The 24876-nt window shown below is 43.8% G+C and carries 26 protein-coding genes and 2 pseudogenes; 16 read left to right on the top strand and 12 right to left on the bottom strand.

Features of this window, described 5'->3' with window-relative positions; translation table 11 throughout:
• Window positions 1-16: 16 nt before the first annotated feature.
• Window positions 17-1927: a 1-deoxy-D-xylulose-5-phosphate synthase gene (gene dxs / locus FTT75_RS11305; protein ID WP_074383592.1), complete on the bottom strand. Its 1911-nt coding sequence runs from the start codon at window positions 1925-1927 to the stop codon at window positions 17-19.
• Between the two features lie 309 nt (window positions 1928-2236).
• Between dxs and ribA the strand changes: the two genes are divergently transcribed.
• Complete coding sequence (gene ribA, locus FTT75_RS11310) at window positions 2237-2839, top strand: GTP cyclohydrolase II (protein WP_005094196.1); 603 nt, start codon at window positions 2237-2239, stop codon at window positions 2837-2839.
• Window positions 2840-2989: 150 nt separating this feature from the next.
• Here the strand turns inward: ribA and hemN are convergent, their stop codons facing one another.
• Complete coding sequence (gene hemN / locus FTT75_RS11315; RefSeq protein WP_180186432.1) at window positions 2990-4363, bottom strand: oxygen-independent coproporphyrinogen III oxidase; 1374 nt, start codon at window positions 4361-4363, stop codon at window positions 2990-2992.
• 236 nt (window positions 4364-4599) lie between these two features.
• Between hemN and hemF the strand changes: the two genes are divergently transcribed.
• The 5 genes from hemF to FTT75_RS11340 all read left to right on the top strand — a co-directional run bounded on the left by hemF (window position 4600) and on the right by FTT75_RS11340 (window position 9562).
• Window positions 4600-5556, top strand: a complete 957-nt coding sequence (hemF, locus tag FTT75_RS11320; protein ID WP_100357829.1) for an oxygen-dependent coproporphyrinogen oxidase — start codon at window positions 4600-4602, stop codon at window positions 5554-5556.
• A gap of 135 nt (window positions 5557-5691) precedes the next feature.
• Window positions 5692-5898, top strand: a complete 207-nt coding sequence (locus FTT75_RS11325) for a hypothetical protein (RefSeq protein WP_005094202.1) — start codon at window positions 5692-5694, stop codon at window positions 5896-5898.
• A 98-nt stretch (window positions 5899-5996) separates the two neighbouring features.
• Entirely contained in the window at window positions 5997-6785 is a 789-nt protein-coding gene (gene aroE, locus FTT75_RS11330; protein ID WP_180186433.1) for a shikimate dehydrogenase, read from the top strand.
• Between the two features lie 398 nt (window positions 6786-7183).
• Window positions 7184-9007 carry an acyl-CoA dehydrogenase C-terminal domain-containing protein gene (locus FTT75_RS11335; RefSeq protein ID WP_064094547.1) on the top strand — a complete coding sequence of 608 codons (1824 nt, stop codon included), beginning with the start codon at window positions 7184-7186 and terminating at the stop codon, window positions 9005-9007.
• 345 nt (window positions 9008-9352) lie between these two features.
• The gene (locus tag FTT75_RS11340) at window positions 9353-9562 is read left to right on the top strand and encodes a cold-shock protein (RefSeq protein ID WP_004281542.1); all 210 of its coding nucleotides are present in this window, start codon (window positions 9353-9355) and stop codon (window positions 9560-9562) included.
• A 221-nt stretch (window positions 9563-9783) separates the two neighbouring features.
• On the opposite strand, the gene hemW is transcribed toward FTT75_RS11340, so the two are convergent.
• Window positions 9784-10938 carry a radical SAM family heme chaperone HemW gene (gene hemW / locus FTT75_RS11345; protein WP_180186434.1) on the bottom strand — a complete coding sequence of 385 codons (1155 nt, stop codon included), beginning with the start codon at window positions 10936-10938 and terminating at the stop codon, window positions 9784-9786.
• A gap of 126 nt (window positions 10939-11064) precedes the next feature.
• Here hemW and FTT75_RS11350 point away from each other — a divergent pair, with 126 nt between their 5' ends.
• Both FTT75_RS11350 and FTT75_RS11355 read left to right on the top strand, forming a co-directional pair.
• A complete protein-coding gene (locus FTT75_RS11350; RefSeq protein WP_005094208.1) occupies window positions 11065-11523 on the top strand; it encodes a DMT family transporter in 459 nt (152 codons plus the stop codon).
• Between the two features lie 40 nt (window positions 11524-11563).
• Complete coding sequence (locus FTT75_RS11355; RefSeq protein WP_373686588.1) at window positions 11564-12940, top strand: MATE family efflux transporter; 1377 nt, start codon at window positions 11564-11566, stop codon at window positions 12938-12940.
• Here FTT75_RS11355 and FTT75_RS15880 read toward each other — a convergent pair.
• Window positions 12929-13171, bottom strand: a pseudogene (locus tag FTT75_RS15880) (DUF1737 domain-containing protein). The gene FTT75_RS11355 and the pseudogene FTT75_RS15880 sit on opposite strands and share 12 nt — an antisense overlap.
• Before the next feature lie 287 nt (window positions 13172-13458).
• Between FTT75_RS15880 and FTT75_RS11365 the strand changes: the two are divergent.
• Window positions 13459-14757, top strand: a complete 1299-nt coding sequence (locus FTT75_RS11365) for an AarF/ABC1/UbiB kinase family protein (protein WP_005094220.1) — start codon at window positions 13459-13461, stop codon at window positions 14755-14757.
• 97 nt (window positions 14758-14854) lie between these two features.
• A complete protein-coding gene (locus FTT75_RS11370) occupies window positions 14855-15106 on the top strand; it encodes a type B 50S ribosomal protein L31 (protein WP_005094222.1) in 252 nt (83 codons plus the stop codon).
• An 87-nt stretch (window positions 15107-15193) separates the two neighbouring features.
• Here the strand turns inward: FTT75_RS11370 and crcB are convergent, their stop codons facing one another.
• Window positions 15194-15574 (bottom strand): fluoride efflux transporter CrcB, encoded by a 381-nt coding sequence (crcB, locus tag FTT75_RS11375; RefSeq protein WP_074383597.1) that lies wholly within the window; start codon window positions 15572-15574, stop codon window positions 15194-15196.
• A gap of 175 nt (window positions 15575-15749) precedes the next feature.
• Here crcB and FTT75_RS11380 point away from each other — a divergent pair, with 175 nt between their 5' ends.
• Window positions 15750-16082, top strand: a complete 333-nt coding sequence (locus FTT75_RS11380) for a HopJ type III effector protein (RefSeq protein ID WP_159138641.1) — start codon at window positions 15750-15752, stop codon at window positions 16080-16082.
• 68 nt (window positions 16083-16150) lie between these two features.
• On the opposite strand, the gene FTT75_RS11385 is transcribed toward FTT75_RS11380, so the two are convergent.
• Window positions 16151-16714, bottom strand: coding sequence for a hypothetical protein (locus FTT75_RS11385; RefSeq protein WP_034608360.1), 564 nt, complete (start codon window positions 16712-16714; stop codon window positions 16151-16153).
• A gap of 191 nt (window positions 16715-16905) precedes the next feature.
• Here FTT75_RS11385 and FTT75_RS11390 point away from each other — a divergent pair, with 191 nt between their 5' ends.
• Window positions 16906-17535, top strand: a complete 630-nt coding sequence (locus tag FTT75_RS11390; RefSeq protein WP_180186435.1) for a class I SAM-dependent methyltransferase — start codon at window positions 16906-16908, stop codon at window positions 17533-17535.
• An 18-nt stretch (window positions 17536-17553) separates the two neighbouring features.
• On the opposite strand, the gene FTT75_RS11395 is transcribed toward FTT75_RS11390, so the two are convergent.
• The gene (locus tag FTT75_RS11395; protein WP_005094228.1) at window positions 17554-18132 is read right to left on the bottom strand and encodes a hypothetical protein; all 579 of its coding nucleotides are present in this window, start codon (window positions 18130-18132) and stop codon (window positions 17554-17556) included.
• Between the two features lie 27 nt (window positions 18133-18159).
• Window positions 18160-18627: a Holliday junction resolvase-like protein gene (locus FTT75_RS11400; RefSeq protein ID WP_005094229.1), complete on the bottom strand. Its 468-nt coding sequence runs from the start codon at window positions 18625-18627 to the stop codon at window positions 18160-18162.
• A 124-nt stretch (window positions 18628-18751) separates the two neighbouring features.
• Here FTT75_RS11400 and FTT75_RS11405 point away from each other — a divergent pair, with 124 nt between their 5' ends.
• From FTT75_RS11405 to FTT75_RS11420, 4 genes are all read left to right on the top strand, one after another.
• Window positions 18752-19396, top strand: coding sequence for a ParA family protein (locus FTT75_RS11405; protein ID WP_005094230.1), 645 nt, complete (start codon window positions 18752-18754; stop codon window positions 19394-19396).
• A 128-nt stretch (window positions 19397-19524) separates the two neighbouring features.
• Window positions 19525-20655 (top strand): AI-2E family transporter, encoded by a 1131-nt coding sequence (locus tag FTT75_RS11410; protein ID WP_370982120.1) that lies wholly within the window; start codon window positions 19525-19527, stop codon window positions 20653-20655.
• A gap of 122 nt (window positions 20656-20777) precedes the next feature.
• Window positions 20778-21320 (top strand): superoxide dismutase family protein, encoded by a 543-nt coding sequence (gene sodC / locus FTT75_RS11415; protein WP_005168781.1) that lies wholly within the window; start codon window positions 20778-20780, stop codon window positions 21318-21320.
• A 302-nt stretch (window positions 21321-21622) separates the two neighbouring features.
• Window positions 21623-21925: a DUF3817 domain-containing protein gene (locus tag FTT75_RS11420; protein ID WP_005094233.1), complete on the top strand. Its 303-nt coding sequence runs from the start codon at window positions 21623-21625 to the stop codon at window positions 21923-21925.
• Window positions 21926-21998: 73 nt separating this feature from the next.
• On the opposite strand, the gene FTT75_RS11425 is transcribed toward FTT75_RS11420, so the two are convergent.
• From FTT75_RS11425 to FTT75_RS11440, 4 genes and pseudogenes are all read right to left on the bottom strand, one after another.
• Window positions 21999-23228 (bottom strand): MFS transporter, encoded by a 1230-nt coding sequence (locus FTT75_RS11425; RefSeq protein ID WP_180186436.1) that lies wholly within the window; start codon window positions 23226-23228, stop codon window positions 21999-22001.
• A gap of 172 nt (window positions 23229-23400) precedes the next feature.
• Entirely contained in the window at window positions 23401-23985 is a 585-nt protein-coding gene (locus FTT75_RS11430) for a hypothetical protein (protein ID WP_100355146.1), read from the bottom strand.
• An 82-nt stretch (window positions 23986-24067) separates the two neighbouring features.
• Complete coding sequence (locus tag FTT75_RS11435) at window positions 24068-24445, bottom strand: hypothetical protein (RefSeq protein ID WP_005094245.1); 378 nt, start codon at window positions 24443-24445, stop codon at window positions 24068-24070.
• A 104-nt stretch (window positions 24446-24549) separates the two neighbouring features.
• Window positions 24550-24876: pseudogene (locus FTT75_RS11440) on the bottom strand (zinc ribbon domain-containing protein); the annotation flags it as partial.

The following is a 24876-nucleotide window of genomic DNA, read 5'->3' on the forward strand; positions in this document are numbered from 1 at the left end:
TAAAATTTTTAAGAACTTATGACAAAACGCTTTGCCCCAAGGCTGACCAGGCTTGATTCATTGATTTTTCAATACCTTGCGCATCCAATCCGGCCTGCTGCAACATTTGTGCATGCGTGGCCTGAGCCATAAACGTGTCGTCTAAACCAAGATTCAGCAGCGGTTTCACAATCTGTGCTTCTGCCAGATATTCATTCACAGCACTACCCGCACCGCCCATCACGGCATGTTCTTCTACTGTCACAAACAGACTGGTGCTTGATGCCAGATCATCCAGCATTTGCGTATCAAGAGGTTTGATAAAACGCATGTTCACAACACGCACACCAATCTCATGTTTCACTGCAAAGGCTTCAGCGGCGTCGACTGCGGCCTGTACCCGGCTGCCAAAAGCCAGCACAGAAATATATTCGTCACACTGCGCATTAAAGCTGGCGACAATTTCCGCCTGACCGATTGGAATTTCAAGCATCTTTTGCTGGATATCCACCCCTAAGCCATTACCACGTGGATAACGCACAGCTGCCGGCCCGGGATATAAATAAGCGGTATGCAGCATTTGACGACATTCATTTTCGTCTTTTGGTGCCATGATCACGATATTCGGGATCGTCCGCATATAGGCATAGTCATAGGCACCGGCATGGGTCGGGCCATCTTCACCGACCAGACCAGCACGATCAATACCGAAGGTCACATCCAGATTTTGTAAGGCCACATCGTGTACCAGCTGGTCATAACCACGTTGCAGGAAGGTCGAATAAATTGCCACGACCGGCTTTAAGCCTTCACAGGCCATGCCCGCAGCCAGCGTCACGGCATGCTGCTCTGCAATCGCGACATCGAAAAAACGTTCCGGATATTCTTTGGCAAACTGCACCATACCTGAGCCTTCGCACATGGCCGGTGTAATCGCGAGCAAGCGCGAGTCCTGTGCTGCTTCATCGCAGAGCCACTGTCCAAATACATCCGAATATTTCGGTGCAGTCTTGGCAGCGGTAATGGCATTAAGCTTGCTAATCGCGTGATATTTGATTTGATCCGATTCGGCCGGCGCAAAGCCCTTGCCCTTTTTAGTATAGATATGAATCAGACGTGGGCCTGTACGCTTTTTCAGCGCTTTAAATACATGCACCAGTTGTTTGACATCATGACCGTCATAAGGGCCGAAATAGTCAAAGCCGATGGCTTTAAACAGGTTATCTGCGGCATCAGTCGCGGCACAGTGCAAGCGTGAGTTATACAGCCACTCCGGATGCGGCTGTACGTAAGCTTCACCTTCCTCGGTAATATTAACGAATTCACCGCGCTCCCAGATCGCCGCCAGATGCTTGGCAAAACCGCCAGTACTGCAAGAAATCGACATGTCATTGTCGTTCAGCACCACCATCAGATCGGCATTGTGCGCAACGGCATCGTTCAAGGCTTCAAAGGCCATACCCGCCGTCATGGCGCCATCGCCAATAATCGATACCACTTCACATGGCTTGTTCTGGTAGCGACGTGCCAAGGCCATGCCCAGACCAGCAGAAATTGCCGTCGAAGAATGCCCTACCCCAAAGGTATCAAATTCAGATTCTTCACGTGCTGGAAAGGCTGCCAGACCATCTTTGGCTCGGATAGTAGTGAGCTGTTCACGACGGCCGGTCAATGCCTTATGCGGATAGGCCTGATGCCCCACATCCCAGATCAGACGGTCATGTGGAGTATTGAAGCAATAGTGCAGAGCCACCGTAAGTTCAATAACACCGAGGTTGGCACCAAAATGTCCACCACTTTGCCCGGCAGCATACAAAATGAATTGACGTAACTCATCTGCCACTTGCGCTAGCTGGCTTTGCTCGAGTAAACGTAGTTGCTCAGGATGATTGATCGTATCCAGCAACGGTGTTACAGGGCGTTGAGTAGGGATTTCTGTATACAGCATATTATGGCAAAGCCTTCTAAAGCCTGGCAAATCTAAAGCTAGGTCAATGGGGAGTACCCGATCATATAGCTGAATTGTAGCAGCTTCAATTCAGCTACGCTTCTAGCGATGCAATATTAAACAATGATCTCATCGGGGTGAAAAAATCGCAGGCTACGATTATCCTGAATAATCTTACTATTTATCAACTATTATCGTCTGCTTTCTACAAAAAAGAAAATCTAATACAGAATTTCGACTTTGCAATTCTACCAATGTTCAATCATTACGCTATACTTTAGCCACTTTCAGGATTTAACGGGTTCAGCTGTGCCAATCGAATTTGTCGCAACGTCAAGATTACCTACCGCTCACGGTGAATTTAAAATTACTGTATTTCAAGACCCTAAGACTGGCGAAGAACATGTCGCGCTATCTAAAGGACTTGAAGAAGTTTCTGACGAGCCAGTCGTGGTTCGTGTACATTCTGAATGTTTAACCGGTGATGCCTTTGCTTCACTGAAATGTGACTGTGGCCCGCAATTGCAGGCGACTTTAAAGCTGATCAATGAGTTAGGTCGCGGGGCGATTCTGTATTTGCGTCAGGAAGGACGCGGTATTGGCCTGACCAACAAGATTCGTGCCTATGCCCTGCAAGATCAGGGACATGATACGGTCGATGCCAATTTAATGCTTAATCTGCCGGCTGATGCACGTCAATATGACATGTGCAGCATTATGCTGGATCATTTGCAGGTCAAAGCGGTACGTCTGGTGACCAACAATCCTTTAAAAATTGAAGCTTTAAAAGCCCAAGGGATTAATGTGGTCGATCGGGTGCCCCTCACCGTCGGCTTAAATCCGTTTAATGAGCAATATCTCAAAACCAAACATGAGCGTATGGCACATCTTTATCAGAAGGATGATTTTTAAATCCTCCCCTTAATAAATCCCTCCAAACCTCCCTTTCTTGCGCTTCGACTTAAAGCAATGCTTAAGTCTTGCTCAGGGAGGCTTTTCCTTCTTTCAAAAAAAGGAGAAAACTCCCTCCTTTCTTAAAGGAGGGTTGGGATGGATTAAGTGTTAAATCGTCATCGAAAAAATCCGGTTCTCCGGCATGCGTCGCTTTAAACGTAAATCAAAAGCCATACAAATATTACGTACAAATGGTTTCCCTTTCTCCAAAATCGTGACTGATGAGTCTATCATTTGAATCAAACCATCCTGTGCCATTTCTTTAAGCTGTTCCACCACCTGATCGATTTCAGGGAAAAACAGCTCGGGTTTTTCCCATGAGGTACTAAAGCTGCACATCAAATTCAGAATATGCTGACGAATAATCAAATCTTCCTGATTTAAGACATGTCCTTTAAATACCGGAATTTCATTGCGAGCTAAACAGGCATAATATTCTTCAATAGTTTTCACATTCTGAGCAAAGCTGTACCAGCTATCACTGATCGAAGAAATTCCTAAACCGATCATCACTTGAGTTTTAGAGGCGGTGTATCCCATAAAATTGCGGTGTAATGTTCCAGCTTGAAAGGACTGGTACATGCCATCTGTATCTAAAGCAAAATGATCCATGCCAATTTCATGATAACCATGCGCCAGCAGTTTCTTTTTAGCCGCTTCATAACATTCACGTTTGATTGCATCTTTGGGTACATCAGCATCTTTAAAACCGCGCTGGCCATTGCCTTTAATCCAAGGCACATGTGCATAGCTATATAAAGCCAAACGATCCGGCAGAAGTGAATTGGTTTGCTCAATGGTATTTAAGACATCGTCCAGATGCTGAAAAGGCAGGCCAAACACCAGATCATGCGAAATCGACTCATAGCCAATTTCACGCGCCCATTCGGTTACCTGTTTGACATGTTCATAGGGCTGAATCCGGTGAATGGCTTTTTGCACGGTTTCATTATAATCCTGCACCCCATAACTGACCCGGCGAAAGCCCAGATCATACAAGCCTTGTAAATGCTCACGCGTGGTATTGTTCGGATGCCCTTCAAAACTGAATTCATGCACAGGCGCTATGTCTGCTTTGGCCAAAATACCTTGAATCAGTTGAGTCAAATGCTCAACAGAAAAGAAAGTCGGTGTTCCCCCGCCTAAATGAATTTCTTTAATGACCGGCTTATCTTTCAGCAACTCACAATACAAATCCCATTCTTTCAGCACTGCCTGAATATAGGGCTGTTCCATTTCATGTTTTTTCGTGACTCGCTTATGACACCCGCAAAAAGTGCACAGGCTTTCGCAAAATGGCAGATGGATATACAGGCTGATGCCTTCACTTTGATTGGATTCAGTAAAGGATTTTTTCAGCGTTTGCTTCCATTGTTCCAGTGAGAAATTCTGCTCTTCCCAATATGGAACGGTCGGATAACTGGTATAGCGGGGACCGGGAACATTATATTTTTGAATCAGGGAATTGACCTGTACCGACATGACACTCACCTACTACCATCGAGAAATGCCCAAACCCATGAGCGCTTGCAAGTTATTGTGCTGAGCTTGAAAAAAGAATTCAACCTAGCCATTTGGTCGGATTTAATGCCCCATTCTGTCCATCAACACTCAAATTTAAAGCCTGGTTCAATCCACTACATTGCTAAATAGACCTTAATCTTTGACTGATTTTATGCTTTGATGTAGCTAGTTTTTTATTTCCCTACGAGGCTCTGATGCAGCATCCTACATCTGCGGATATTCAACGCGTTCGTGAATTTCTCCTCGACTTGCAGGCACGGATTTGTGCAGCACTGGAACAACAGGAGCGTGCTGGCGGCGGTACGGCCGAATTTATCATTGATGACTGGGAACGTCCGGAAGGTGGTGGTGGCCGTTCGCGTGTCTTGCAAAATGGTACCGTGATTGAGAAAGGCGGGGTGATGTTCTCCCATATCAATATTTCCAAACTGCCCGCTTCAGCCACTGAACGCCATCCCAATATTGCCGGTGCCAAGGCGCAAGCGATGGGTGTATCGCTGGTCATCCATCCGAAAAATCCGAATGTACCGACCTCACATGCCAACGTGCGTTTATTTGTTGCAGAAAAAGAAGGGCAAGATCCAATCTGGTGGTTTGGTGGCGGTTTCGACCTGACGCCCTTCTATCCAAATGATAAAGATGTCCTTTCGTGGCATCAGACGGCGCATGATCTGTGTGCGCCATTTGGTGAAGAGATTTATCCTGAACATAAACAATGGTGTGATGATTATTTCTATTTAAAACATCGTGATGAACAGCGTGGTGTCGGCGGGTTATTCTTTGATGATCTGAATCAGTGGGATTTTGATACCTGTTTCCAGTATATACAGGCCGTGGGCAATGGTTATCTAGAGGCGATTCTGCCGATTTTCCAGCGTAATCAGGATAAGCCTTATACCGAAGCACAACGTGAGTTCCAGTTATATCGTCGTGGCCGTTATGTCGAATACAATCTGGTTTATGACCGCGGTACGCTATTTGGTTTGCAGACCGGCGGCCGAATTGAATCAATCTTGGTGAGCTTGCCTCCGCTGACCGGCTGGTCCTATCGTCCTGAATGGGATGAAGGCTCGCCGGAAAAGCGTTTGACCGATTACTATCTGAAACCCCATGACTGGCTCACAGAATTAAAATCAACTGCAATGAAATGATACAAAACAGCCCTCAAATAGAGGGCTGTTTTAATCCATTATTCCTCTATACTGCTGCAGAGTAATCCCTGATTTGGTCGCGGCATCCTATCGCTACATCGATCACAATCTATTAGATGTCTAGTGAGAATAACAATGCATCATCTTCAATTAAATCTTCCTGTTTTTGCCTTTTGGCTTTTTCTGGCTCTCGCCATCAGTGCGATGAGTACCGCCGTTTTGAGTCATAATCTGCTTCTGGATGGCGCGGCTATTCTGGTGAGTATCCTGACTGTGGTCGGAGCTGTGCTTAGTATGGCGCTGGTATTTGCAGAACATATTATGGACATCTGCAGTTCCTAAACCGCACTTCCAGCCCCCTTATTTAAAACAGCGCAGGCTTTAGTCCCTGCGCTTTTTCACGTATATTGATGCTCATTTCAGCACATGGACATTGTGAAATGAGCAAACAATTTGCCGTGATTGGTAATCCGATTGAACAGTCACGCTCTCCAGAATTGCATCATGCTTTTGCAGCAAAAACCGGAATTGATCTAAATTACAGCAAACGTCTGGCTCCACTGGATGGCTTTGAGGCCAATATTCAGGAGTTTTTTGCCCATGGCGGAATCGGGATGAATGTCACCGTGCCGTTTAAAGAGCAGGCTTTTGCCCAGTGTCAGGTGCTCAGTGAGCGAGCCAAAATTGCCAAGGCAGTGAATACCCTGTGGATGAAAAATGGTATTTTGCATGGCGATAATACTGATGGGCAAGGTCTGGTCGACGCGATTCGTGCACTCAACTGGCCGCTGGAAAATACCAACATCCTGATTATCGGTGCAGGCGGCGCAACCCGTGGCGTGATCTATCCACTCGCCCAGGCAGGCGCAAAAAAAATTGTGATTGCCAATCGTACCTTGGCACGCGCTGAACAACTGGTTGCGGATCTGCAGAATGCTGTAGCGCAGCTCGAATTACAGGCTATTTCACTAGAACATCTTGCCGGTGAGTTTGATCTGGTGATCAATGCCACTTCAGCCAGCCTCAGCGGTGATGCTTTGCTGCTTCCAGAAGCCTTACAGTTTAACTATGCCTATGAAATGGCCTATGGTAAACCCTCTTCCTTTCTGGATCAGGCCAAGGCGCGCGGTGTTCCCACGTCAGAAGGCTTTGGAATGCTGGTCGGTCAGGCGATTGAATCTTTTTACATCTGGAATGGCATCAAGCCGGACTTAAAAGAGTTTCTTTAAAATCCCTATCTATCCAATGAGTTCAGTTCGGGTTTTAACTATAGCCCGCAACTGAATTTCCTCTAACCGTCCAGAAGCTGAGACACCATGGATTGGTTCTAGTGACATTTTAGAAGCCGGCCTGTTTTAACTTAACTTTGAGCACAATTCATACAAAAGTATACTGGACATATCACCTTTTAATTCATTAAAGTCCAATGTGATAACAAGTTTTCAATCTTCCTGCAATATCTATACTAGTCAATAAAATTAACCGAGTTAATTGACTGGAATTAAAAATCGATTCGCTTTTCTGACATTTTTATTCACTGAATTCATCAATGTTTTTTTATCCCCAATGTGAATAATCAAAGAATCGATACAGATAATCCAAAACTATTTCAATCAGGATTAAACGCATGCCAGCATATAAAGCCCCTTTACACGACATTCGCTTCCTTATGAATGAAGTGCTTGACTACCCTGCGCACTACCAGAATTTGTCGAATGGTGAATATGCCGATGCCGACACAGTAGATATGATCTTAGAAGGTGCGGCAGATTTTTGTGAAAATGTACTGTCACCTTTGAACCAAAGCGGTGATGAAGAAGGCTGTCATTTTGAAAATGGCGAAGTAAAAACCCCGAAAGGCTTTAAGGAAGCTTACGAACAGTTCGTACAAGGTGGCTGGCAAGGTCTGTCTTATCCTGAAGAGTTTGGTGGCCAAAACCTGCCCATGTCTTTAAACCTGATCAAATCAGAAATGATGGGTACTGCGAACTGGTCATTCCAGATGTATCCGGGTTTAAGTGTGGGCTGTATCAATACTATTATCCAGTATGGTACCGATGAGCAGAAAAACACGTATCTGCCTCACCTGGTTGCAGGAACTTGGGCGGGCACCATGTGTCTGACTGAACCACAATGTGGTACGGATCTGGGTCAGGTAAAAACCAAGGCAGAGCCGAAAGAAGATGGCACTTATGCGATTTCAGGAACTAAGATTTTTATTTCCGCAGGTGAGCACGACCTCACTGAAAATATCGTACATATTGTACTGGCACGCCTTCCGGATGCACCGCAAGGCACCAAAGGGATTTCCCTGTTTATCGTACCGAAATTTATTGCTGCTGCCGATGGTGGCATCGGTGAGCGCAATCCAGTCAATTGCGGTTCGATTGAACATAAAATGGGGATTCGCGCTTCAGCAACGGCTGTACTGAATTTCGACAATGCGACTGGCTACCTGATTGGTGAACCAAACAAAGGCCTGCATGCCATGTTTACCTTTATGAACACGGCGCGTATTGGTACTGCAATTCAGGGCATCTGCCATGCTGAATTGTCATTCCAGGGTGCTTTGCCTTATGCCAAAGAGCGTATGTCAATGCGTGCCCTGTCTGGCAAAAAAGATCCGGAAAAAGTGGCGGATGCCATCATTCATCATGCCGATGTACGCCGTATGCTGTTGACGCAAAAAGCCATTGCCGAAGGTGGCCGTGCCATGATTTATCATGCTGCGCAAATTGCCGACAACATGAATGATGCTTTATTGCGTGGCGATACCGCTGCCTTTGAACAGCATGATGATCACTTAGGTTTCTATACCCCGATTCTAAAAGGCTTCCTGACTGAAATGGGCTATGAAGCATCGAATCACGGTATGCAAGTCTTTGGTGGTCATGGCTATATCAAAGAATGGGGCATGGAACAGATCGTGCGTGACTCACGTATTTCTACCCTTTACGAAGGAACGACAGGTGTACAGGCACTCGATCTGATCGGTCGTAAAGTACTGTTAACCTCGAAAGGCAAAGTGATTCGTGATTATACCGCTGAAATCCTGAAATTTTGTGGTCAGCATGCGCGTAATAAATATATGCGCCGCTTTGCTTGGGATCTCACCAAGCTATGTGCCCAGTGGAATGCATTAACTGTTCGAATCATGCTGGCAGCCCGTAAAGACCGCGATATCGTCTCTTCTGCTTCAGTCGATTTTCTGATGTTCTCGGGCTATGTGATGATGGCATACTTCTGGGCGCAGCAAGCCGCAGTTGCCTCAGCCAAACTGGCTTCTGGCGATGGCGCAGAAGTACCTGAGTTCTATAAAGCAAAAATCAAAACCGCTGATTTCTATTTCGAACGTATTCTGCCTCGTACCCAAGGTCATGCTGAAGCGATGGTGAATCCATCCAAAACTATGACCGCACTGGCACCAGAGCACTTTAGTTTTGATTACTAAGCTGTAAATTGAATTACAAAGAGCGCTTCGGCGCTCTTTTTATTGAGAGCTACCCTTTTAAACCCTAAAAACACTGGCCTGAATACAAAATATACAGGTTTAATTTTATATTTTTCAATAGCCTAATAAATTAGATAAATAAAACGCTTGTATATCTCAAAATAAGCGGTATGATAATCCCAACTAGAAAAATTCTTGTTTTGGTTAGTTTCTTTTAAGTATCGCAGTTTTAGTCATAAACCTTCGTATTACAGATCAAAAAGCTCCATCCTTTTTATTTTTCAAAGTTACAGTTAGTCATCTGAAATTTTGGCTATAAATTCATACGATTCAATAGGTTACATTATGTCTAATACAGTTAACGGTACAGTAAAATGGTTCAACGAAACTAAAGGTTTCGGTTTCATTCAACAAGAATCAGGTCCAGACGTTTTTGCTCATTTCAGCGAAATCACTGGTTCAGGTTTCAAAACTTTAGTTGAAGGCCAAAAGGTTTCTTTCAGCGTAGCTCAAGGTCAAAAAGGCCCTACAGCTGTAAATATCGTTGCTCTATAATTTAGAAGCAAGATATTGAAAAAAAGCACTCTTAGAGTGCTTTTTTTGTGCTTGTAATTTCTCTTATTCAGCTCTAGCTTTTAAAGATTATTTGTTTGATCTAAAAACCGGTGTGCTCTATGCCAAGCTAAAAATTCCTGATCTGGTAAAATCTGCACAATAAAAAACCCTCATATAGATTTATGAAGGTCTTTGAAAAATGTTCAGAAAATAAAAATCAGTTAAAGAAATTCTTCCAGTACCGAATTTAAGAAGATATGCCCCTGCTCGGTACATGCAAGCCGGTTTTGGTCATCGATCATTAATTTTCTTTTACGTAAAGAGTTTAATAAATCTTGTAAAGTATCCAAACTTTGACCAGTACGCTCGATATAAAATTTAGCCTCTACGCCCTGATTTAAGCGTAGCGCATTCATCATAAACTCAAATGGCATCTCTTCAGCTTCAATACGCTTAAACTGCAAATGTTCAGCAGGTACTTTGGCTAAGTAATCCTTAGGTAAGCGGGTTTTCTGGAAACGATATACGCCATCAGGTTGAGTCACTTTGCCATGTGCACCCGCACCAATCGCCAGATAATCGCCGAATTGCCAATAATTCAGGTTATGCGCTGAAGGTAATTCTTTACGCCAGGCAGAAACTTCATAATTGATAAAGCCTTGAGCTTTGAGGTAAATTTCGCCCTGCTCCTGAATATCTTCAAGTACATCATCTACCGGTAGAATAGGTTGGGTACGGAAAAATACCGTATTCGGTTCAATCGTCAGCTGATACCAGGAAATATGTGTCGCGCCATTTTCTACCGCAAGTTTTAAATCATGCAAGGCCTGATCTAAAGTCTGTTCAGGCAAGCCATGCATTAAATCGACATTAATTCGTCGAAAGCCTGCTTCACGCGCCAATCCAATCGCAGAAATCGCATCTTCATTGCTGTGAATCCGACCCAAGCGTTTAAGATGGTCAGTATTAAAACTCTGCACCCCAATCGACAAACGGTTAATGCCGGCCTGCAAATAACCTGCAAATGGGTCATGCTCTACCGTACCAGGATTTGCTTCCAGCGTAATTTCACAGCCTTCTGCAAAGGGAATAATGGCTTGCAACTGATCAAATAGCCATTGATAACCTTGAGCAGAAATCAGCGACGGCGTACCGCCACCAATAAATACAGTATGAATCTGGCGGCCTTGGGCAAAATCGACCTGCGTTTTAAAATCCTCAACCAAGGCATGTAAATATTCCTGTTCTAGTTCCAGTGATAATTCACCATCAGGAACAGCATGCGAATTAAAGTCACAATACGGACATTTGCGCACGCACCATGGCATATGAATATATAAAGACAATGGGATAACAGCAGGATTCAATTCAGCCAAAGAACTACTCAAAAACGACTACAAGATATAGCTGAATTTTAACATGACTCGGCAGCAACACTGCTAAAATTAAAATGATCACCGGGTTATATCTAAAAACTCAAATAGAATTAGACAGTTAAAATTATGAAAATATCTTCTCAATTGATTATTTTACTTCCTTTAGTCTTTGCAATTGGTGTTTTGCTGACGCTTCAAACCGCAATTAACACACAACTGAAAGAATATTTATATTCTCCTATGCAAGCTGCATTTTTTTCCTTTTTGATTGGTACAATAGTGCTCGCTGTGATTGTACTTTTTCAGTCCAACCCCAAACCCGGTGTACAGGAATTAATGAATGTTCCCTGGTATTTATGGCTTGGGGGCATCGTGGGTGTCTACGCGATTAGCATGAGCATTTATGCAGCCCCCAAACTTGGCTTTCTGGTGCTTAGCGGCCTGATTATTTTTGGTCAGATGGCCATGTCGATGCTGGTCGATCATCTGGGTTTATTGGGCAACGAAAAAATGCCGATTAACTGGCAACGTCTTTTAGGCGGCGGAGTAATTTTTATTGGTGTGCTTCTCACTTTACAACGCTAAACCCCTCTATTTAAGCACATGATCACGATGAGTAATTTTTGTGTCGAATGTTACACCGGTTACGACCTTTGGTTTTGAATTAAAAAAACTGTTTCATCTGATGTTACCTATTCTGGTAACCCAATTTTCCCAGGCAGGTTTGGGCCTGATTGATACCATTATGGCAGGTCATCTGTCTGCGACCGATCTTGCAGCAATTGCAGTCGGGGTGGGTCTATGGATTCCGGTGATGCTGCTGTTTAGCGGTATCATGATTGCCACGACACCCTTGGTGGCTGAAGCGAATGGCGCACGTACCCCTGAAAAAATTGCCACCATTGCCCGTCAGTCACTTTGGGTGGCCCTGATTCTGGGGATTATTGCTGGCCTGATTTTGCAGCTGTTGCCAGCGACTTTACCAATCTTAGGTGTACCGGAAAGCTTGCAGCCCAAAGCCGGTTTATTCCTGCATGCAATTGGTTTTGGTATGCCGGCAGTGACTATGTATGCCGCTTTACGTGGCTATTCAGAAGCGATTGGTCATCCACGTCCGGTGACCGTCATCAGCCTATTGGCACTGGTGTTGCTGGTTCCACTGAACTATGTATTTATGTATGGAATTGGCCCTGTTCCAGCCTTGGGTAGTGCCGGCTGTGGTTTTGCTACGGCAATTTTACAGTGGTTAATGGTCATTACTCTGGCACTGTATATTTTTAAGAATAAAGCCTATCAACGCACCCAGCCGTTTACTCATTGGGAAAAAATCAACCCGGAATGGATGAAACGCATCTTGCAGCTTGGCCTGCCGATCGGACTGGCGATTTTCTTTGAGGTTAGTATTTTTAGTACTGCGGCGATCGTGCTCAGCCCTTTGGGAGAAACCATTGTTGCGGCGCATCAGATTGCCATTTCAGTGACCTCACAGCTATTTATGATTCCAATGTCACTGGCGATTGCCCTGACCATTCGGGTCGGCACCTATTATGGCGAGCAGAACTGGCAGGCAATGCGTAAAGTGCAATATCTCGGCCTGATTACGGCCACTATTCTGGCAATCCTGACCATGATTTTGCTTTGGGCGTTCCGTAATGAAATCGTGGCGCTCTACACCTCGGATATGATCGTGACCCAAATCGCGGTCTATCTGATTCTGTTTGCGATTGCTTATCAACTGATGGATGGCTGGCAGATCAGTGCAGCAGGTTGTCTGCGTGGGATGCAGGACACCAAAGGCCCTATGTGGATCACCATGCTGGCTTACTGGGTGATTGCCTTCCCGGTCGGGGTGTATCTGTCCCGCTTTACCGACATGGGCGCAGCCGGTGTCTGGGTTGGCCTGATTGTGGGTCTGAGTGTGGCCTGTGTACTTTTATTAGCTCGTTTATATGGCAACAATAAACGTTTAAGTTTCGACCACTCAATGCGTTCAGCCGATTAATTCAAGCTGGAAAATGCGCTGCGATTCAGGATCCAGCGCATTTTTTAATGCTTTGGAAATCTCCGATTCGTCTATCACATCTTTGATCAGCAGCGGCTCTACAATCACCTCCGTGCCATTAAAGCGCATAGTGGGTGAATCATCTAACTTAGGTCCTGTATTTAAGGTTTAAGTGATACGCACACAAAAATGCACATCATCTTGAGCAGTAAAATATCGATAGACTTTCATTGAATTTTCTTCATTACTGCGAGTTGTTTTATTTATACTTTTGGGATTAAAACAACCTTTAGTATGATTATGCAGCCTAACCTAAAACAATGATGTATTCAGGAATCTTGTTTGGGTTTAAGTACAGGGAAGGAAGAAAAATCTTCTGATAAATCAAAGATCATGCACTAAAGATGGAGAAGTTAAAGAAAATCACAACACAACCTCTACAATTAAATCTAGGCAATTGAATCTTTGTCACCTATGATCAAATACATCAAATAATTGTTGGTTTCAAGGAATCTCGCATGGCAAAAACGGCTAGCACACCCGGTCGTCGCTTTATGAAACTTGCCGGAATGACCGCAAGTATTGCAGGTAAAACCCTATCCAATTCAATTAAAAATTTAACTGCCGACGAAGAGCAGAAAAATACTGCGCGCAGCAAATTATTTCAGGATATTGGTATACAAATCGCGGATACCTTGGGAGAAATGAAAGGCGCGGTCATGAAAGTTGGTCAGATCGCCTCGCAATATAAAGATATTTTTCCACCCGAAGTTGCCAAAGCCATTGCCAAATTGCAACGTCAGGCACCGCCCATGCCATTTAAGGACATTCAGGCGCAAATTGAAAAGGAACTCGGTAAACCTTTACAGCAATTATTTCAACAGTTTGATGAACAGCCTTTTGCCGCAGCATCGATTGGTCAGGTACATAAAGCCACTTTACCCAATGGCCAGCAAGTGGTGGTCAAGGTGCAGTATCCGGGTGTCGATGAAGCCTGTGAAAGTGACCTGAAACAGGTACGTCTGGCGCTACGCATGATGGGCGTTTTAAAGATTGACCGTAAACTTCAGGATCAGTTATTTAAAGAAATTCAGCATAGTCTGGACAATGAGCTCAACTATGAAATTGAAGCCCAGAACCTGGAAGTTGCCCGCGCCTTCCATGAATCCCTGGATCATAAAATTGTGATTCCACAGGTTTTTCATGAATATTCTTCACGGCATATTCTAACCTTGAGTCAGGAAATGGGAGAAAGTATTGAAACCGCCAGCACCTGGCCACAGGAAACCCGCAATGCCTTAGGGCGCCGTCTGCTGCGTGCGATTGGTCAGGAAATTTTTTATCTGAAACGCTTTCACTGTGACCCGCATCCGGGCAACTTTGCCTTTCGTGAAGATGGCTCTGTGATTGTTTATGATTATGGTGGCGTTAAGACTCTTTCGACTGAAGTGATTGGGCATTTCCGGGAACTTATTCATGCCGCACGCGAGAAGAATATTCCCGTGATCGAGCAACAGTTAGATGCGCTGCATTCCTTGACTGAAACCGGAAAATTCCCGACTGAATTGTATGAACAATGGCTGGAAGTTCTGATGCGTCCACTGGTCACCCATTATGATTTTGCTGAAAACTCGGCCCATCATGATGGCATGGAGTTGCTCAAACCTTCTCTAAAATATTGGGATGTGTTTAAGCCATCTCCAGATACGCTCATGGTGAACCGGACGATTTCAGGACAATACTGGAACCTGATTCATTTAAAAGTTCATGATGATCTGAGTGATGTATTTGAAGAACTGGTGCCGAGTCGAGGTTAATTTTGACCCCAAAGGCTTACACGCTGTAACTCTAGATAACTTGAAGTATTAAATGTTACGTTATAACATTTCATTAAGAATCATGAGGGAATTATATATGCGTCCAGATATTCATCCAGCGTATCGTGAAGTGTTATTTCATGACACCAATGCCGATACTTATTTTGTGATTGGCAGCACAATGAACTCTAGCCAGACTAAAGAATATGAAGGTAAAACATATCCTTATGTCACGCTTGATATTTCAAGTGCTTCTCATCCCTTCTATACTGGCGAGCAGCGTCAAACCAGCAATGAAGGTCGCGTGGCAAGCTTTAATAAACGTTTTGGCCGCTTTAAACGTGGCTAAAACTAAAAACCGTCGATTATCTTGATCTTCAAATCGTGGTTTATGTCAGGAAATAACCTCCAGTTTCCTGACTTTTTTATGTCTGTTTCAGCTTTGAGCCAAAGCCAGTGAAGTCAAGTAAAAACCCAGCGCCAGAACGATAATTCCAACAATTACACTCGACAGCGCATACAATAGAGCTAAACCTACGGCGCCATGTTTCAAAAGCTGAAAGCTTTCCAGACCAAAACTGGAAAATGTGGTAAATCCGCCCAGCATCCCCACCATTAAAAACAAACGTGCTTCCTGTTGCAGCATTGGATATTTTTGGCTACAGGCAAAAAAGATCCCTGCACATAAGCAGCCCAGAATATTGACCCACCACGTCGGCCAAGGAAATTGCATCTGTGGTTTTAGCAACCAGAGCCCTGCTGCATACCGTAAACTGGCACCCACTGCCCCACCGATTGCCACCCAAAGCCAGCCCATATACGTTCCTATTCTATTTATTGATCCAGTTGATTTGATCCGAAATTTCAAATTAATTATGAATCATTTTCATGATTATCTTGAACTGAAAACCTATTAAATACCATGGAACTTCGCAAGAAAATTGCTATATTCATCGCATCGAAATTTTTATTGATTGCAAAGGGAAAACAGCATGGCACAAGATTTATTGGCACAATTGGCCGCAGGTGAGGCAAAATTTGCAGATGTGATTGCCTATATCGAAGCGCGTTATACCCATACCCCGACTGCATTTAAAAATGGCCAGCAGAGCAATGCAACCACTGAAAACCAAGGCAGCGCCAAAGTTTTTGCCTTTGCACGACTCAATGGGCTGGATCAGGCCCAAACCTTAAGCCTGTTTGCCGAGCACTATGCAGCTGTACAAGCGACGCCTCAAGCCAGCGATCATCAGAATATCCGCCAGTTTATGCAAAATGGCTGGGATGGCATTGCATTTGAAGGTCAGGTTTTAACTGCTAAATAAAGTTTATCAATATATAAAACCGCTCATAAGAGCGGTTTTTTATAGGCATCTAAATAGCAAATTTTAATTTAGCTTTTCCCAACCTGTTCAATCCACTGAATTGAACTGACACGGAATACCTCACAGGCGCCATCACCGGTATCCGTCGGGGTCAATGAAGAAGTCCAGACCAGATCTTTATCACGCACTTCAACTAGCTCACCCTGCATACGCACCAGATCGCCACGTTTTACCTTTTTAATGGCCTTGGCAATTTCAGGATTGGCCGGAATGATATGCATATTGGACACCATCTGCTTGGCTTGTTCTACCGGCACAGGCACCCGATCCATTTTCCAGTTCAGATAACGGTCATATTGATTGACACTAATATGTCGGGCAATTTCAGGTTCAGCAAACAGGCCCCAACTCACCGCATAATCAATCGGAGAGAATTTGGCCTGCGGATCAGCGCTATAGACTTTGGAACCCAAAATACGGAAATCACCTTTAAAAGGCTGCAAGACGGAAATCGACTGTCCTTTGACCACAGGTGGCAAACCTTTGGCAATATTGTGATCGACCGAGCTATAGCTGGAAATAGGCAGCAACAAACCGGCCAACAAAGCATAATGTTTAAAGTGTTTGAACATCATTTTTAATCTAATCCTAATCGAGTTGATCAAACGTTTTAAGGATATCTTCCTTGATCTTACGTATTTTTTAATGAATAAACAGTTGAACTTGGTAACAAACTGGGTGTATTTAGTCAGCTTGGGCATTCCCGAATATTGTATTTTTCAGTTAAGCTAAAATACATTCAGATTAAATTAAAACAACCCAAATGCTGTATCAACTTTATCAACAACACATCTTTCCGCACCTTTTAAATCAGGTGATGCAAACGCCGTCCTTGATGGATTTACGCCGTGAATTGCTTTTGAACATTTCTGGTGAAGTACTGGAAATTGGTTTTGGTACAGGGCTGAATCTGCCTTTCTATCAAGAAGTAGATCTGGTCTATGCCGTAGAACCCAATCCGGCTATTTTCAAGCTGGCCGAAGCGCGCATCCAGCAGGCTGCTTTTCAGGTCGAACATATTCAGGCCAGTGCAGAAGCATTGCCTTTTGCAGAACATAGTCTAGAACATGTGGTCTCGACCTGGACGCTGTGTAGTATTGCTGACCTCGGCCAAAGTTTGCGTGAAATTTATCGTGTGCTACAACCGGGCGGTCACTTGCATGTGGTCGAACATGTGCTGAATCGACAAAATTTAAATATCCAGCGCCTGCAGCATTTACTCACCCCGATTCAGAAGAAAGTCGCAGATGGCTGTCATTTAAACCGGGATATTGAAACTGCCTTACTGGAAACTGGTTTTGAAATTGAAGAATTGAATTATATCAATGCCACAGGGATTCCGAAGATTGGCCAGCGTATGCTGCTGGCTCGACTGCGTAAACCGCAAGGCTAATTTATTTTCGTTTTGCCGTTAATGTTGCTGCAACTGAGTCACACGCAGCAACTGACAATGGGCATGATATTCCGAGCCTGTACCCACCTGAAATTCCTGTCCCGTGCTTCCTGAATGTACTGTGACCAGATCACCGCTGAGTGTAATCTTCTGCCCTGATTTTAGCCTGCGAATCTGATTGGCAATTTTCTCGTTGGCAGCGATCAGACTAAAATGCTGGACATGCGTGCTGAGAAATTCAGCTTCAGCCTGGCTGATTTGTTTCTCGATTTGATAACAGCGTTTTGCTTGATCAAATACTAATGTTGCCTGCATGGCTGGCAGTGACTGGCTGAGCAACAGCACATCGATATTACTGACATAGGCCAGATCATTAAAATGTCCAACCATAGGGCTGGCCTGATGCAAGACACGACGATTCGGTTTAACGAAACGTTTATCATGCACAGTAAATGTAGCTGAAATGGGTTGAATCGGCTCTACCGAAAAGTTTTTCAAGACACCTCGTTCTTCCAGATGTGGGATCGCACGAAAAAACTCATTCCAGACCCACAGTCCAAGCATAAACAGCAGCGCAGTGATCAGTAATTTCTGCATAATTTCTTATTCTTTCCTTGGTCGTGCTCAATCATCGAAATCAATCCGGATGGTTTCAAAACGCACCCGCCCTTCCTGAACTGCACGGGCAATCGCTTGCTGGCCTTTAGTCAGACGCGCTCCGCCACTTTTGATATCAATCAATACCACTTCAATATCCTCTGCTTCACCTTCGCCGTCTCTGAAATCGGTATAGCCATCAAAGACCACATAATCGACAGGATCGCCCAGAAACTTGGCATCACTGGGCAGATATTGAAATTCCGGCATGATCGGTGCGAGCTGTTCCGCCATTTTGCCTTTCAGGACTGCACGGCTGGTATTGACACTGCGTTTTTGCGCGGCGATCAATGCCTGCTGATGTTCTAGTTCCAGCTCGGCAATATACTGCTCATATTCAGCCTTGATGCGTCCATTGCGTGTCTGACTTAAAATAATGGTGGTCAGCACCACCCCGATACATGTGCCAATCAGCATGGCCATCCATATGGACATTCAATCTTCCTAATTTACTTTATTTTTTCAGCACAATATTCGACTGAAGTTGAAAACATCAGCCATTGGTACGCTTGAAAAGAATGATATGCTAGGCAGGAACAGAATAAAATCACCTTGAGTCATGAAAACAATTTTAGTTGCGAATCAGAAAGGCGGTTGTGGCAAAACCATGACAGCTATTAGTTTAGCGTCAGCACTCGCACAAAAAGGTTATAAGGTGGCGCTGGCCGATGCCGATAACCAGAAATCGGCATTGCAATGGCTCAAGCAACGTCCGGAACAGGCCATGCCGATTCAAAGTCTGGACTGGCGCAATCACAAATCCATTGGTGATGCACCGAAGCAGATTGAGTATCTGATCATTGATGCACCGGGAGCGTTGACTGAAGATCATGCCGAGCAGCTGATCAGTGAAGCGCATGCGATTATTATTCCGATCCAGCCTTCATTTTTTGATATTGATTCGACCCGCCGTTTTCTCAAGCATTTGCAGGATATTAAGCGGATTCGTAAAGGCAAGGTTGAAATTTTACTGTTGGCCAACCGTACCAAACCGAATGCAGCCAGTAATCAGGACATACAGCAGTTTTTTGACAAGATCGACCAGCAGCCGGTGGCCTGGATTTCAGAACGTGCACCTTATAGCCGTCTGGCTATGGAAGGTCTGTCAGTCTTTGATAAACCTCAAAAAATCTATCGGGAATTACAGGATCAATGGCAACCGGTGCTGAATGCCATTATCGATGATCCCAGTCAGTGGTTTTAAGCCAGTCCGCTGAATCCTAACACTGCTTTGGGAAAATAATCACGCTACTTACCAAGCCGTCATTTTCGATCGCTTTTTTTTCAGTTAATATGCCTGAACACGACCTAAAAAATGAGCCATTAAATTCAGTGCAACAGTACGCGCCTACATTACAAAAAGTCTTATTATTTGGATTGTTCTTTATCCTGATTTTTTTGAGTTTTCATATACTCAAATATTTCATCATCCCTGTAGTTTGGGCAGCGATTATCGCCTATATGACTTGGCCCTTGTATCAGTCGGTGTTACGCATGTGCGGCAATCGGCCAACGCTGAGTGCAACCGTGATGATTCTGGCCGTGATTCTGGTGTTTGGTCTGCCATTTATCTTCGCCATTTTTATGTTGCAGCATGAAGGTCGTAATCTGTATTTTGAATTGCAGCGACAGGTCTTTTCCGGTCATCTGGATGTACCGGATTTTATTCGTGGCCTTCCGATTGTCGGCAAGGAAATTAGCCGAACTTTAAATGAAATCAATACCGATCCAAACAGTATCGCGCTATCGATCTCGAGCTGGATTCAAGGTCATCTGAATTACGGCAAAGTGGTATTGAATGAAGTCAGTAAAAATATCTTTAAATTGTGTTTTGCGATACTTTCGCTGTTCTTTTTCTACCGTGATGGTCAGACCATTTTAAATCAGGTGCGTAAAGCTTTTGAGATGGTGGTCGGGCCACGTGTGCATCATTATTTTTCTACCATTTCTGCCACTACACGTGCGGTGGTCTATGGCGTTGGTTTGACTGCAATTGCCCAGTCTTTATTGGCAGGTCTGAGTTATTTTGTCGCGGGTGTACCGAATCCGATGGTCTTGACCATTGTGACCTTTATTTTCGCCCTGATTCCTTTCGGCCCACCGGTGGCTTATAGTGCAGTATCACTGTGGCTCTTTTCACAGGGACAGACGATTGAGGCGATTGGGGTGATGGCTTGGGGTGTCTGTATTGTCAGCACGGCCGACAACGTAATTCGTCCACTGGTGATTTCTGGCGCAACACAAATTCCATTCCTGTTGATTATGTTTGGTGTTCTGGGCGGTATTGCCAGTTTTGGTCTGGTCGGCGTCTTCATTGGTCCAGTGATTCTTGCAGTCTTGCTGGCAATTTGGCGTGAATGGTTACATGAAAGTAATTTGAATGAACCCTTAATGATGCCTAAAGCCACCATGGCACATGACATCGATCCGCAGACCGAGGACACACCGCCCAAAGCACCTTAAAGCACAGATTGAATCGACTTAAACAAAACAAAACATTTAAGTACTGATTCTATATAGAGCTTCTGATCTTGCTCTGTTTCAATAGATTTACAAAACAGAATAAAGATCAGGATGCCAATACCATGTCTTCATTGTTTAAAATTACGACACTTTGTGCGCTCAGTGCTGCACTTTTCACAGGTTGCGCCTCGACTTCTCCATCGAATGAACTGGTCAGAGCCGTGACTGTAAATGCAGTAACCGCTGAGGGGATAGGTCAAGAGATTGGCACCGTATTACTCAGTGACAGTCCAGCCGGTCTGGTGATACGTACCAACCTGAAACAGCTCCCTGCCGGTGAGCGAGGTTTCCATATTCACGAAAATGGTTCATGTGCACCCGCCATGAAAGATGGCAAGATGGGTGCAGCACTGGCTGCCGGTAGTCATTACAATCCGAACCAGTCACCCAATCATGGTACGCCGGTGACCGGTCACCTCGGTGATTTGCCTGCATTAAAAGTCAATACTGACGGTACTGCCCGTGTCACCCTGCTTGCACCACGTTTGAAACTGGCGGATCTTCAGGGTCGTGCCATTATGGTTCATGCCGGCGGCGACAACTATTCTGACAACCCCTTACCATTAGGTGGTGGTGGTGACCGCATTGCATGTGGTGTGATCTAAACAGATTAGTGTAGATATAAAAAGAAAAAGACGGGCTATCTGCTCGTCTTTTTTCATGAAATTTTCTTTAGAGTTGGCATCTAAATAACTTTTTTGCTCTTGAAATAGATCAGTTTATTGTCGGAAAACTTAAAGTTTTTTTGCAGTTATGCCATCAATAATAGTATCGTGAAACTAAATAACCAACTGCTTTACTCGGTTATAACTCATTATAAATATTGAATATATTTTTATTTTTAAGATTTAATCTTCAATTTATATTGGGTACACTCAGGGTTAATTTAATTAAATCAGTATGTCTTATGAACATCAAAACTTTACGTCTGGTCGGTTTGTTTGAAGGGATTTCATTTCTGCTACTTTTATTTATCGCGATGCCCGTGAAATACATGATGGATAATCCGATCTTAGTGAAATATGTTGGTATGGGGCATGGCGTACTATTTGTGCTGTTTTTAGTGGTGTTATTTGCGGTCTGTGAAAAGCAAAAATGGTCGCTCAGCATGTTTTTGATGGGCCTGATCGCTTCAATTTTGCCATTTGGGCCATTTTTGTTTGATCTGAAATTAAAGAAACTAGAGCAGCCAGTCGCTGAGCTTCAATAGATATTAAAATCCTCTCTCCCTCTGAGAGAAAGTTAGAGAGAGGATATAGCCTTCCTTTATAAAAGGAGGAGCTTTAAAACTCCCCTCTCACCTTCCGCTCAGAAATAATCTGCTTTAAGCTCAGACGCGGCAAAGTAAACCACAATGCAATCAAAATGAAAGAGGCGATGCAATAGGCCCAAATGTCATAGGCTTCATAAGCCATTCGAACTGCTTCAATCACCACAAAAAAGCTCAGCATCAGGATAATCGAAACCGTAGCAGCCACCGTACCTTTGGACACTTCAGAAGACATCAGTGCAAAACGGTACAGCACCGAGAAACTTACGCCTTCACCAAGGCTGATACAGGTGGTGCCGATAATCAGGCAATACACAAAATAATCTGGAATAAACAGACCGAGTATTAATAAGCCTGTACCAAACAGCATCAATGGCACACCCAAGAGTACAGTTTTCCCCAGCGGCATTTTATCGATGATTTTTAGCAAAACCAGATTACCGATAATCAAGCCGCCCAAGACCGGAAACTGTGCCAGACCATATTGCACGCTACTGAATCCAAATTTCTCGACCAGAATTACAGGCGATAAGGCAATCCATAACATCAACGGCAGGCTGACCAAGGGCAAGGCCGCGGTCATAATCACAAAGCGTTTATTTTTTAAAACCTGTTTAAAGTCATCCAGAATATAGCTAAACGGCTGCTTGGGAACGCTGACTTTCAGGTTTGGCATTTTGGCTTTCAGGCCAAACCAGCTTAAAAATGATAGAAATGCAATGCCGATAAAGCCCCAATGCCAGGAGATATGATCAATCATAAAGGCACCCAGCACCGGCCCGAGCAATGGCGCCAGTAAAGAAACATTGGCCATGAGTGCCATGACTTTAATGGCATCGCGCTCTTCGAAGCTTTCCTGAATGGCGGCATAACCTACGGCGGTAATAAAGGACAGTCCAAAGCCTTGTAAGAAACGCAGGAATAAAAAGCTTTCGATATTGGGTGTCAATAAAATGGCCAGACAGCTAATTGTGAAAAATGCCACGCCGCCCAAGAGTACGGTTTTACGTCCAAGACGATCGGACAATGGCCCCAAAATCGCAGCGACAAATGCCCCACCCAACAGGAAAAAGGACATGGAGGATGGCGCCCATGAACTGCTTACGCCAAAGTCACGGGTAATCGATAGCATGGCTGGTTGGATCAGGTCATTACAGATATAGACGGAAAATTCAAACAAGACCAGTGCCAGCGGGAACATGAGTGTGGCACGGGTCAGTTTTTGGGTTTGGATGTTTTGCATGGGAGTTTTTATTGTCACCCTGCTCGTTTAAGCAGGCTAAACTTTGTCTAAAATAGAAAGAGGAAATTTTAGCAGAGTCCTGTTTTTAAGTCCGTTCTCTTTTTTAATGACCTACTCAAAACAAATCAATGGAGGATACATTATTCATCTATATTCTAATAATTTATAAAAATCAAATAGACTCTACTGAGTTCCACTCTTGAAACCATTTTTCTTTTCTAGGATTTTCAAAATGAAGAATTTTTTCTACTAAGTCTATAATTAGTTGATCAATATCTTTTGCTATCGAAGATCCTAACTTTATTTTTGAAATACTTCCACTTTTTAATTGGTCACTACAGTCTAATCTAGAGTAATGATAGTTAGCCCTATCCATGATAAATTTATCAATATAATTAACATGTCCTTCTGTTGAAAAATGGTCTTGAGGAAAAAATTTTACTAAGCTCAGCCAACAGAATCTTAAAAACCAGATTAAGTCTTCATTACCTTTCATCATATTAAGAGCAATTTCGCTATCCCAATTGATATGACAGTTTAAATACACTTCTCTTTTCAAGTCAGGTAAAGAAAAAATAAAATTTTGATCTGCCTCTAATTCACTATCTTTCTCACGATACAATAATTTTTCTCGTAGGATTTTTTCTGATTTTCTTTTATCGTAATTGGTGTAAAACCTATTTAGATAGAATAATAAGAGTGAAGCTAAAAATCCTCCAATCACGCCAATTGTAGCGGCTAATATATTTGAGTCCATCAACTCCCCCCTCTTCCCAAAAGCAAAAAGCGCATCACTAAGATACGCTTTTAACCAAATTCTGACTAAAGATCAAACACTATTATGGGCAGGCTGCTTTCTGGAAGTTTCTGGTATTTGAACCACGTGCACACTGATATAACTTTTCAGCATTCTGCATTTTCCAGCTTTTCTGTTCTTTTTTGAAATGATAAATGGTCTGAACTGATTTGACCGAATCATCCAACAAACCTGTTTCAGTCACTTTCACCTGCCCAACGGTGGGTGACTCCACATTATTAAAAAACTGACGAATCTCGACTGTTGCCAGTTCATTACGTAAATCAGGCCTCATTTTAAGTACCTGATCCAAAGGTGTATCCGAAGAAGACTGCACTTTTGCAATCACCTGCTGGGTAGTGGTACAACCCGACATCATCATACCCAGACCTAAAGCTGTAACCGCTAATAACCGTAACATATCGTTTAACCCAGATTATCCTTATTATACAAATTTATCATGCCGCGCTTTTCAGCTTAACGCTATTTAGACTATGTAACCCCATTTACACAGCATTGACATCCTCACCTCCCTGAAACGGAGGTGATTCCTACTACTAGACGCTTATGCCCAAGCGCAAGTATGTTCTTAGCTGCGTTTTCGTCCCTGTTATTGGAACTTCCGCATTCACACTCCCATACTCTTATTCGCAAATCTGCTCTACCTTTCGGACTGCTAGAAGTGATCTCACCACAGCACGAACCTTGCGAAACAATGTTTCTCAGGTTGTGAATCTCTCACTTACTTCTTCAAACATTGCCCCTGCGTTCTCGCATTTATACTTGAGCATTGTTTTGAATGCTGAAAAACCTGTATCTAAAACAGATTTTGCCATTTTAGTTTTTACAAGT

The organism is Acinetobacter sp. YH01008 (assembly GCF_013420435.1).
In the GTDB taxonomy this organism is placed as follows: domain Bacteria; phylum Pseudomonadota; class Gammaproteobacteria; order Pseudomonadales; family Moraxellaceae; genus Acinetobacter; species Acinetobacter pseudolwoffii.